The sequence below is a fragment of the Alteracholeplasma palmae J233 genome, assembly GCF_000968055.1.
Classification (GTDB): domain Bacteria; phylum Bacillota_I; class Bacilli_A; order Acholeplasmatales; family Acholeplasmataceae; genus Alteracholeplasma; species Alteracholeplasma palmae.
Window position 1 is genome coordinate 1,502,283 of record NC_022538.1, and the last position, 12,094, is coordinate 1,514,376.

At 29.7% G+C, this 12,094-nt stretch carries 7 protein-coding genes; 5 read left to right on the plus strand and 2 right to left on the minus strand.

Annotation, left to right across the window (positions count from 1 at the left end):
• Nucleotides 1-82 precede the first annotated feature (82 nt).
• From tilS to lysS, 5 genes are all read left to right on the plus strand, one after another.
• Nucleotides 83-1,330 (plus strand): tRNA lysidine(34) synthetase TilS, encoded by a 1,248-nt coding sequence (gene tilS / locus BN854_RS07110; protein ID WP_030003855.1) that lies wholly within the window; start codon nt 83-85, stop codon nt 1,328-1,330.
• Nucleotides 1,323-1,862 carry a hypoxanthine phosphoribosyltransferase gene (hpt, locus tag BN854_RS07115; protein WP_030003856.1) on the plus strand — a complete coding sequence of 180 codons (540 nt, stop codon included), beginning with the start codon at nt 1,323-1,325 and terminating at the stop codon, nt 1,860-1,862. The genes tilS and hpt overlap by 8 nt, the downstream gene beginning before the upstream one ends.
• 17 nt (nt 1,863-1,879) lie before the next feature.
• Nucleotides 1,880-3,847, plus strand: a complete 1,968-nt coding sequence (ftsH, locus tag BN854_RS07120) for an ATP-dependent zinc metalloprotease FtsH (RefSeq protein ID WP_030003857.1) — start codon at nt 1,880-1,882, stop codon at nt 3,845-3,847.
• Entirely contained in the window at nt 3,837-4,100 is a 264-nt protein-coding gene (locus tag BN854_RS07125) for a S4 domain-containing protein (RefSeq protein ID WP_030003858.1), read from the plus strand. Before ftsH ends, BN854_RS07125 begins: the two co-directional genes overlap by 11 nt.
• A gap of 78 nt (nt 4,101-4,178) precedes the next feature.
• Nucleotides 4,179-5,660, plus strand: a complete 1,482-nt coding sequence (gene lysS, locus BN854_RS07130; RefSeq protein WP_030003859.1) for a lysine--tRNA ligase — start codon at nt 4,179-4,181, stop codon at nt 5,658-5,660.
• A 140-nt stretch (nt 5,661-5,800) separates the two neighbouring features.
• On the opposite strand, the gene BN854_RS07135 is transcribed toward lysS, so the two are convergent.
• Nucleotides 5,801-10,945, minus strand: coding sequence for a rhoptry family protein (locus BN854_RS07135; RefSeq protein ID WP_157868358.1), 5,145 nt, complete (start codon nt 10,943-10,945; stop codon nt 5,801-5,803).
• Nucleotides 10,946-11,591: 646 nt separating this feature from the next.
• Nucleotides 11,592-11,996: a hypothetical protein gene (locus BN854_RS07140; RefSeq protein WP_030003861.1), complete on the minus strand. Its 405-nt coding sequence runs from the start codon at nt 11,994-11,996 to the stop codon at nt 11,592-11,594.
• Nucleotides 11,997-12,094 lie beyond the last annotated feature (98 nt).

Genomic DNA, 12,094 nt, shown 5'->3' on the forward strand with positions numbered 1-12,094 from the left:
TTCTATTTCATTGATAAATCACCAACTTATTTTCATCATTTATAATACCTAATGTTATAATATTAAGGTGAGGTGAACGCAGATGCAATTTAACTTATCAATTAAACTAGAAAAGAATACTCCCTACTTAATTTCTGTAAGTGGTGGCGTGGACTCAATGGTTCTATTAGACTATTTATATAAAGAAGGTTATAGCTTAAAAGTAGTTCATTTTAATCATTTAAAAAGAAAAGAATCTATTTTAGATAAGAGCCTTGTTGAGTCATATTGTAAAAATAATAATATTGATTTTTATTACTTTGAACTTCACCTAGATAATAAAGATTTTCAAAATCAAGCAAGAAAACTTAGAAAAAAATATTTATTAGAAGTGGCTAAAAAAAATCAAATCAATCATATTATAACAGCGCATCACCTAGATGATTTAGCTGAAACCATTTTTATGAAAATTTCTAGAGGTAGTTCCCTTTTGGGATATAGTGGCATGAGTGCCTCTTATACGGTAGATGATATAACTTATTTAAAACCCTTACTTTATACACCAAAAGATGATTTGATTAGATATTCTAAAAAAAATCTAGTTACTTATTTAGAAGATAGAACCAATAGTGAAGATCATTACTTTAGAAATAGAGTAAGACACCATATTATCCCTTTTTTAAAATCAGAAACTAATTTTAAAGAATCTATTATTCATTATCATAAGCAACTACTACTAGCTTATACATATATTAGAAAAGAATCTTTAGCTTTCTTAAACGGTTCTCTATCTATTGTAAAACTAGATAAATTCTTATTATTAGATGAAGCTGTACAATTAGATATTCTTTCTTATCTTCTAGAGTCTTATCATATTGAAAAAACATTTAATTTAGTTTCCAGCATGCTAGATGCTTTGAAAAATAAAAATAAACCAAATGTTGTAATTAGTCTATCTTCTCGTTATGTTTTTACAAAATCTTATCAAAAAGCATTCATAACTAAACAAGAAAAAATAGATTTAAACTTACCAACTCCTATCATTGATACTTATGATGATTTATTATCTAATATTCCCAAAAACAGTCAAGAAATATGTTATAATATACTAGATTATCCACTTACAGTAAGAAGGCGCCAAAATGGTGATGTATTACAATTTAATTACGGTCGAAAAAAATTAAAAGATTTCTTAATTGATAAAAAGATTCCTCTTTACCAAAGAGACAATTTATGGATTGTAGTTGATAGTAATAACCAAATCATTTGGATACCTAACCTATATATAAACAAAACTCTGGGTAACCAAAATAAAATATATATATCACTTCGGGAGGAACAAGATGCATAACGATATCGAAAAAATTTTGTTAAGTGAACAAGAAATTGAGGCAATTTGCAAAAAAATAGGATCACAAATTACCGCTGACTATGAAAACAAAAAACCTGTATTAGTTGGTTTATTAAAAGGATGCATTCCTTTTATGTCAGACCTTGCTAAACATATCAACACACATGTTGAATTTGCTTATATGTCAGTAAGCAGTTACCATGGTGGCATTTCATCATCAGGAGATGTAAAAATCAAACTTGACTTAGATATATCAATCAAAGATCGTGATGTCTTAATCGTTGAAGATATCGTAGATACTGGTTCTACTCTAAGTACAATTACAAAAATGTTAAAAAGTAGAGATGCAAAATCTGTTAAAGTTGTAACTCTATTAGATAAACCTGCTGGAAGAGTTGTAGAATTCTATCCAGACTATATTGGCAAAACAATTCCTAAAGAATTTGTAGTTGGATATGGTCTAGACTATGATGAATTCTATCGTAACCTTCCTTATGTAGGGGTACTAAAACCTTCAGTTTATACAAAATAAAAGAAAGAGGTATTTAAATGAATCAAAAACCTAAAAAACCAACTACTAGAAAAAATGATATTCTCGCTTTATTTATTGTTTTACTTGTAGCGATAGGATTATTCTATTTTATTGGTAATCTTAATTCATCTAAAACTGAATCCATCAGATATCAAGATTTCTTAACTCACATTACTAATGAAGAAGTTAAATCAGCAACCGCTACTCCTGTTGGTGGAGATAACACTAATCTTATTAGAATCAACGGAGAATTAAAAGAAGGCGCTACAACTGATGCAAGTTATTCTAAATATACAAAATTTACTTTGATTATTAGTCAAAATAACTTTGAAGCGATTCAAGATAAACCTGGAGCATCCAATATTGTCTATGTTGCTAAATCAGGATTTAGCATTTGGTCTGTCGTAATCTCACTTCTTCCACTTGCCGCGTCAATTTTACTTTTTGTAATCATTTTTAGAAGTATGAGTGGTGCAAACAATAAAGCCATGGACTTTGGAAAAAACAGAGCTAAACTTAGTCGTGAAAAAACTGTTACTTTCAAAGATGTCGCTGGTGCGGATGAAGAAAAACAAGAAATGGCTGAATTAGTTGATTTCTTAAAAAACCCAAGAAAATATGTTGAAATTGGAGCTAGAATTCCAAAAGGTGTGCTTCTATCAGGTTCACCTGGTACTGGTAAAACTTTATTAGCTAAAGCAGTTGCTGGTGAAGCTAGTGTTCCATTCTTTACAATATCAGGTTCTGACTTTGTTGAATTATACGTTGGGGTTGGGGCTTCACGTGTAAGAGATTTATTTAGAGTTGCTAAAGAAAATGCTCCATGTATTATTTTCATCGATGAAATTGATGCCGTAGGTCGCCAACGTGGTGCAGGTCTTGGTGGTGGAAACGATGAACGTGAACAAACATTAAACCAATTACTTGTTGAAATGGATGGTTTTACTACTAACCAAGGTATCATTATTATCGCAGCTACAAATAGACCAGACGTATTAGACCCAGCTATTTTAAGACCAGGACGTTTTGATAGACAAATTACTATTAATCTTCCTGATGCTAAAGCTCGTGCTCAAATATTAGAAGTTCATGCTAGAAATAAAAAATTAAACAACGTTAACTTTAAAGAAGTAGCAAGCAGAACTCCAGGATTTAGTGGAGCTGACTTAGAAAACTTACTTAACGAAGCTGCTTTATTAGCTGCTCGTGATAATAGAGCAGTGATTAATCCTACTGATATTGATGAAGCAATCGATAGAGTCATGATGGGACCTGCTAAAAAGTCTAAAAAATATAATGAAAACGAAAGACGCATGGTTGCATATCATGAAGCAGGACACGCCGTTATTGGTATTAAACTAAAAGATGCAAATATCGTTCAAAAAATTACTATTATTCCTCGTGGTAGAGCAGGTGGATATAACTTAATGATGCCTGAAGTTGAAACTTTCTTCTCAACTAAAAAATCACTATTAGCTCAAATTACAAGTTTCCTTGGTGGTAGGGTTGCTGAAGAATTAAAATTCGACACTGTAACAAACGGTGCTTATAATGACTTCCAAAACGCTACTGCTATCGCACGTGCAATGGTAACTGAGTATGGTATGAGTGACTTAGGCCCTATCCAATATGAAAATAATGGTGGTAATGTCTTTTTAGGTAGAGACTACTTAAAAGATAAAAACTTCTCTGATCAAGTTGCCTTAGAAATTGATAAAGAAGTCAGAAAAATTATTACTACTTGTTATGATCAAGCCAAAGAAATTATTTCAACTAACCAAGATTTATTAGAAAATATTACTAAATACTTACTTGCAATTGAAACCCTTAACAAATCTGATATTGACGAAATTGTTAATACTGGAAAACTTGCTTGGTTTGATAAAGAAGAATCAGAAGAACAACCTTCTGAAACTACTACTGAAGTAGTGGATGCTGAAGTCGTTACTGATTCAGAGGATAAAAACCCAAATCATGAGGCTTGATAAGTATTTAAAAATTTCTCGCCTGATCAAAAGACGTACAGTTGCTAAAGAAGCCGCTAGCAAAGATAAAGTATTAGTTAACAATAAACTAGCTAAGCCTTCTACTACTATTTATACTAATGATCTAATTACTTTATACTTAGGTTTAAAGATTATAACTATCAAAGTTACTTCTCTTACTCCTATTAAAGATGATCTCATGTATGAATTAATTAAAGAAGAAAAACGTATAGAACAAGTATCCCCTTTATAAGGGGATATTTCTTTTTATATGCCTTTTGTTATAACTTAAGTTGTGATATAATATTATTGTTTTTAAAGGAGGTTACTTATGTATCCAGATGATTTTAATGAGCAACAACTCATTCGTAGAAAAAAAGTTGAAGAATTAAAAGAACTAGGAGTTGATCCTTTTGGTAAAAAATACCAAAGAACTCATACAACCAAACAAATAATTGAAACTTATGGAAATGATGATCATGACACTTTAGAAGAAAAGCATGTTGAAGTCTCCGTTGCCGGAAGAATTGTATTAAAACGTGTTCAAGGTAAAGCAGGTTTTATGCATCTTCAAGACAGAGATGGTAAAATTCAAGCTTATGTAAGACTTGATGGTGTCGGTGAATTAAGTTTTGACTTATACAAGCGTGCTGACTTAGGAGATATTGTAGGTATTAAAGGTATTTTATTTAGAACTAAAACTGATGAACTTACTATAAAAGCAACTGAGTTTACTCACCTTACAAAGGCCTTACGTCCTCTACCAGATAAATTCCACGGTTTACAAGATAAAGAAGAGGCACGTCGTCGTCGTTATGTTGACTTAATCGTTAATGAAGAAGCACAATTTGTTGCTAAAACTAGACCTAGAATTATTAGAGCAATCCAACACTTCTTTGACTCTAAAGGTTTTATTGAAGTGGAAACACCTGTTTTACACTCTATATTAGGTGGTGCTGCTGCTCGTCCTTTCGTTACACACCACAACGCTTTAGATATGGACTTCTATTTAAGAATCGCAACTGAATTACCACTTAAACGTTTAATTGTTGGTGGTTTAGAAGCCGTTTATGAAATAGGCAGACTCTTTAGAAATGAAGGAATTGATGCGACTCATAACCCTGAATTTACTACTATTGAAGCTTATCTTGCTTATGCAGATATGGAAGATATCATGGATTTAGTAGAAAACTGTTTATCAACTGTTACTCATGAAGTTCTAGGAACATATGATGTGACATATGGTGAAAATACGATTCATATGAAAGACTTCAAACGTGTTCATATGGTTGATTTAATCAAAGAACTTTCAGGTGTTGATTTCTGGCAACAAATGTCTTTAGATGAAGCTAAAGATTTAGCTAAAAAACATGAAATTAAAATAGAAAAACACTTTTCTATTGGGCACATTATTGAAGCTTTCTATGAAAAATATGGAGAACCTTCGATTATTCAACCAACAATGGTTTATGGACATCCAGTAGAAATTTCACCTCTTGCTAAAAAGAATGAAAAAGATCCAAGATTTACAGATCGTTTTGAATTATTTATAGCTGGAAAAGAATATGCTAATGCTTTTAGTGAATTAAATGATCCAATTGATCAAAAAGAAAGATTCTTACACCAATTAGAACAAAAAGCTCTTGGTGATGATGAAGCTAGTGAAATGGATATTGACTTTGTTGAAGCATTAGAATACGGTATGCCACCTACAGGTGGACTTGGTATTGGTATTGATAGATTAATTATGTTATTAACTAACACACCTAATATTAGAGATGTTATCTTATTCCCACACGCTAGAAGAAAATAATTCTATTCTTATATAAATAAATTTAAAAATATAAACCCATAATTAAACTAAGTCAACTTAGAAAAATTATGGGTTTTTTATTATTAAAGTAATAGGTGATTTATCTTAAAATGATAAATAATTAATTATATTACTATGAGTTAAAGTTTAGTTTTTTGACGCTTAATAACAACAATAGCGATTACTTCAATGATAATAATACCTAGTAGAGTAACAACAACCCAGATTGAATTGCCTGCATTGGAAGCTTCTACTTCATTTTGCTCTTCAACTTTTTGTTTACCTTCTTCAAGGATACTTTCTTTTAAAGTTTCATCTTCATAATTATCCCAATTAATTCTATCAACATATTCATCTATAATTGATTGCATCTTATCAGTTATTGGTTTATTTGCTAATGCTTCTAATTCTTTTCTTAATTTATCTTTAGCAGCATCTACTAATGCATTTTGATATGCATCTACTTGATCTTTAGTTTCTTGTATTAAACCATCTTTAAATGCTTCATCTTGATAATTATCAAGAGTAATTGAGTTAACTTTATCTTCAATCGTTTTCTTTAGTTCTTCAGATATTGGTTTTTTTGCATATTTTTCTAGTTCAGTTCTAATAGCCTCTTTTAATTCTTTCAATTCAGACTCTGCTTGTTCGCTAATTTCAACTTTACCTGATTCAATCAATTCATTAGTAACTTCTTCTTGATCGTAATTATCTAATGTAATTTCTTCAATCTTTGAATCAATGATTGCTCTCTTTTCATCACTCATTGGGCTACCAGCATGTTTTTCAAGTTCAATTCTCACTTTATCTTTAACTGCTTGTAGTTCTTTTTGATTTTGTTCATCTAATCCTATTTTGCCTGATTCTTTCATCTGATTAATGATATCTTCTTTATTATAGTTTTGTTCATTAATTGAATCTACCAAATCATCAATAATAGCTTGTGCCTCAGATGTAATTGGCTTTCTTGCGTAATTTTCCAGTTCAGTTCTAACTGCATCTTTAGTTGCTTGTAGTTCTTTTGATTCCTTGTCCGCTTGTTCATTAATTTCAGTTTTACCTGATTCAATTAGTCCATTTGTAACATCTTCTTGATCATAATTGTCTAATGTAATTTCTTCAACCTTTGAATCAATTAGGGCTTTCTTTTCATCACTCATTGGACTACCTGCATGTTTTTCAAGTTCAGATCTCACTTTATCTTTAACTGCTTGTAGTTCTTTTTGATTTTGTTTATCTAATCCTATTTTACCTGATTCTTTAATTTGATGAATGATATCTTCTTGGTTATAGTTTTGTTCATTAACTGAAGCTACGATTTCATCAATAATAACTTGTGCCTCAGGTGTAATTGGTTTTCTTGCGTAATTTTCAAGTTCAGCTTTAACTTCTTCTCTAACTGCAATAATATCAGCATTAATTTTTTCATACGCTTGGTTTTTAGTATTTGATGTGATTCCGTCTATTTCTTCATATTTATCAAGATTCTTAATTTCAGTAAATGATTCTGCAATCATACCGGCAATATCATCACCTATATGTCCATCTTTTAATATACTACGAACATAACTTGCAATTTCACCATAAGCATTTTCTCTTTTAGCATCAAGCAAAGCAGCTTTTAAAAGTTTATCTGCTTCATCTGATTGTGCATCAGCTTCTTCTTTTGTTCTAGCATAATCAATACGCATATTACCTTCTCCACCTATTTTATTAATATGGTTGATAATATATTGACTCTTTTCTCCTGGTGTTAGAAACTCATATGCTTGAATCTCTTTAATAGCTTTTTCAATTTTTTCATTTAAAGCAGTTTTTAGGGTATTTTTAGTATCATTCATAAAATCATTTTCTTGTTGTGTGACATCAGTAATGATTTTATTTAATTCTTTCATTAATCTTTCTGTCTCTATATCGGCTTCTTCAAGTGACTTTGATTTAATCTTATTTTCTATATCAATCATTAGATCAGTTATTTCTTGACGTTTTGGGTTAATAGTTGTTTCTGGAAGATGGTCTTTTACTTTATCTAGCAAATCTAATCCTTTTTGTGAAAGACTAGTTATTTCATTAATCTTACCTTGATAAAAGAACTCTTTATATAAATCATCTAGACTATTTAATGTAGTGTTTTTTTGTGCAAAAACACTTGCCATTGTTGCGTCATTCTTATTAACTTCTGTTTCACCAGTTGTCTTTAATTCATCTAATCTTGATTGGTATGTTTCTTTCTGATCTGTTGTTAAACCTTTAGTATTTTCCAGTTGGTTTTTAATATTTGTATATTTTTCATTTATTTGATTTATAACTGTTTTTTTCTCATTTAGTAAACGGGCACTAGTAACTTGGCTTTGAATATCATTAACTGCGCTATCATAGTATTCTCTAATTTTATCCAAAGTATCTGCACCGTTAATTAAACTTTCTGTTGTTGTAAATGTATTAGTGATACTATCTATAACTGGATCAATTTCTGTTGTTTTATCTAGATTTTCTAAGTTTGTAACTGTTTGAGCGCTAGAGTCTTTTCTATTTTTTAAACTTTCTATATATCTTTCTTTTTGTGCAGCAAGAGCCTCTTGTCCATTTTCTTTAGCATTTTGCAATTCTTCATTCAGTTTGCCTATCTCACCACTAATAATTTCATTAATTAGCTCTACTTTTGAAGCATTATTAATCTTATCTATAGCATCATTAATTGTTTTATTAATCAATTCTTCATAAGTATTGTATTGTTCTTGATTATTAAGCTCAGTTTCTATTTTTCCAAGTATTTCGGTTTTTTTATCATTAAGTAAATTTGTAGCACTTTCTTTTTGTGCTTTTAGTAACTCTGCTTTAATATTATCTAGCCCTGAATTTTTTGTGCTATCAATATTGTTTAAATTATTCTTACTCTCAATTGCTTGAATTAAATCTTTTTTATCCTCAACAAGTTTATCTAAATATTGTGTTTTATCAGAAATGCCTTCAAGACCATTGATTAATGCTTCAATTAAATCAACTTCTTTTTCTACTTGTAATTTAGCGTCTATTTTATTAGCTGAAATTGCTTGATCTAATAATGCTTTTTCAGCTGTTTTTAATGCTTCTTCTACATCAGTTTGCGTTGTCTTTTGTTGAATATTTTCTTTTTCAGCTAAAACTTGAGCATCATACTGAGAAAGCTTTTGGTCTTTTTCAGCTTCACTTATATTTTTTAATGATGCTATTGCATCTCTCATCTTCTTTTCATATGCATCTAATTCTTTTAGTGTTTCTTCTTTTTTGATTTGCAATTCAATTTCTTGAGTTGCTTGATGCATTTGTTTTTCTACATCTATGTAAGTATCTTTTGAATTAATACTTGCTATATGTCCATCTAGAATTGCTTGCATTTGATTAGTTATTGGCTCTGTACTACTATTTTTAGATAATTCTTTAAGATAGTTAATTGCATTTTCTTTAGAACCAGTCACTTCAATAGCATGCATTTCTTCTTTAGCTGCTACTTCTAGGTCAAAGACCTCTTGTTCGCTGTTAGAAAGACTTATTGCAGATTTACCATCATCTCTTATTTTTTCAAGTTCTGCAATCAATTCATCTCTTCTAGGTTTATCAACAGCCGGTAATTGATTAATATATTCAATTCTACCTTGTATATAGGAATCTAATTCTCTTTTAGCATTAATTTGGGCTGCTATTAAGAATGCATTTTCTAACTTAGTTAACCCTTCTGATCCAACAGTTTGAATTTGTTCGATATTTGTTAAACTAGCTATATTGTTTTGTGCCTGTTCTTTAGTAATTCTTATTTGAGCTTGATATTCTTCAATTTCTTTATCAGTTAATTTCTTTAAGCCAGCTATTTTATCTTTAAGAGAAGTTGCCTTCTTTTCAATAATTTTATTCATATTATCTTTAACTATCACTAAATACTCAGAGTCTAATGATGCAAGACCCTCATTTTTCTTTGTTTCTACTTCACTTGAGTCAAGACTTGCATTTACTTGGTCTTTCGCTCGTTGCCAGGCTGCTTGTATTTGAGATTTATAGTTTTCTTTTTGGCTTGCATCTAATCCAGTTATAGAATCAACTTTATTAGATAGTTCTAATGCTTTTGCATCAAGAATTGCAATTGCATCATTTTTAGCTTTAAGTAACTTAGAATCTTTTATTTCTCTTGCTTTCTGATATCTTAACAAGAGTTCATTTTTGTACTCTTGTGATGCAACAGAATCAATATCAGATTTTAATTGCGTCATCATTGCTTCAGTAACAGTAGTTTTAATATCTGTTTCTGTTTGATCTACATATAAATCATCTAAGCGCTTATCTAAAGCAGTAATTGCATCTCTTTGAGATTTAGCAAGTGCGAGTTTATTAGTATATAGCGTACGCATTGATTGTGATAATGGTTGAGCCGTATTATTAAGGCGTGCTTCAAGACTATTATAAATAGTATTAAAATCAGCAAGACTACGATATTTTATTGCTTGCATATTATAATCTGTAAATAATGTTTCAAGTTCGTTTTGAACATCATAATCTGCTTTTAAATATGCATTTAAGTTCTTGATATTCATGAAAGTTCTTTGCTCATCTGTACTTGCATAGACACGAACTGCAATTGCCATTTTTGTTCTAACTCCTGAATTAAAATCTAAAGTTAGTTTAAAAACATTTTTATCAACCGGACTATAACGTTCATGTTCTGCAATCGTTATATCAGTGCTGAAGTGAGGATTCACAGTAGTTCCAATAGATGCATATGCTCCAATATCTACCTTATTAGCCGTTCCAAGTGTATTATAAGAAGCTTGTGCATAAAGTTCTATTGTGTAGTCCTCATGTTTCTCAACAGGAATCTCTTGCCATATGGTAACATAACTATTTACACTAGAATACTTATTATTAGCCCCAGCATAAACCTTCGCGCCATCCCCAGTGTTTTCTTTATACATTCGATTTTGAGTATGTAGATTACCATCTCCAGTTTCTCCTCTAGTTTGAAAAGGATTACGATCCGCATCGATATGGGCTGCACTACGATTTAATTGTGCTCTAATGACTCTTTCCTTTTGATCCTTGGTTCCTTTATTTTCAGTATTTGTTACTTGAAAATTCCAGTTTGGAATCTCTTTAACAGTTGTATTATAAAGCATATTTGAATTCTTTATAAGACCTGCTTCTTTATTATAATTGTTTGAATAACTTATTGATGTTATAAACGTAAATAATAATCCTAAAACTGTTACTAGTAAAAACATTGTGTACCGCTTGTAAAAAACTATTCTCTTATTCATATATTTGTTCCTCCTTTTTGTAATTTAGAGTATACAAGTAATGAACAAAATAGGCTTGAATATGTCCCCAAATGCATTGAAAATGTAATAGAACACATTTAATTATAATTTTATATAAATTAAATAACTACAAATTTTAATGAAATAAAAACTTAAAAATATTGTTTTTTATACTGATTTTTCCTTAAGGTATTTTCAACAAATACTTTGTTTAACCTACCAGTTAAAGTGAGCCTTTTATATAACAAAAGGAATATATCTATTTCTAATATATTCCTTATATTCTTTAATTATATATAAATATGTCTTTTATATTAATCTTTTAATCGTTTCATACAATAAATAAAAAAATCGGAACCTAGTAAATTTCTTCATTATCAAAATAAAACATCCTTTTACTAAGCCTTATCCATAATATATCAGGTTATACTTATTTATATTTTCATCAGCTCTATAAAATATAAAGAGTTTTAATTCTAACCAATATTTTTACTATTTTTCATCAGAGTGTAATGATATTCTAGGTCACTTTGTTGTATCATAAACAAATCCACTTAGAGCAACCACTAATAAAAACAAATGGTTTTTTAGTTTTAATATTATCCTTTTATTTCATTTGTAATTAAATCATGAAGCCGAAAGATAATTAATACTGAAATTTAGAATTGATGAACCACTTACCTTTTATATTTACTACATCAACTTTTTGTTTAGCTTCAATGATACCAGTTTCTCCATTAGCATATTTAATATTAAGTTTAAATTCTATGCTATAAGTTACATCTGAATTTTTTATTATGTTCTCATCTGTAACTTCTCTATGATCGTCTTTATAGTATTCACTTTCTAACATTTGTTTTCTAAGTTTAATAGTCTCATTTATATACTCTTTTGAATAGTATTTTTCTGCATATTCTTTACTACTTATTTTAGTATCATATAAATCCCTTAAGTGTGCTTTTATAACAGATTCTGGATTTTTATGATCACTACTTGAACAACCTGCCAAGATCATCATAAAAAACATGCTAATCATAAGTATCTTTTTCATAATATTTCCCCCTATTATATATGAATAATTAGTTCTAAAACTTATCTCTACTATAACACAAGCGTTTTATAATTTCAACTTATCTTATCAGTTATCCT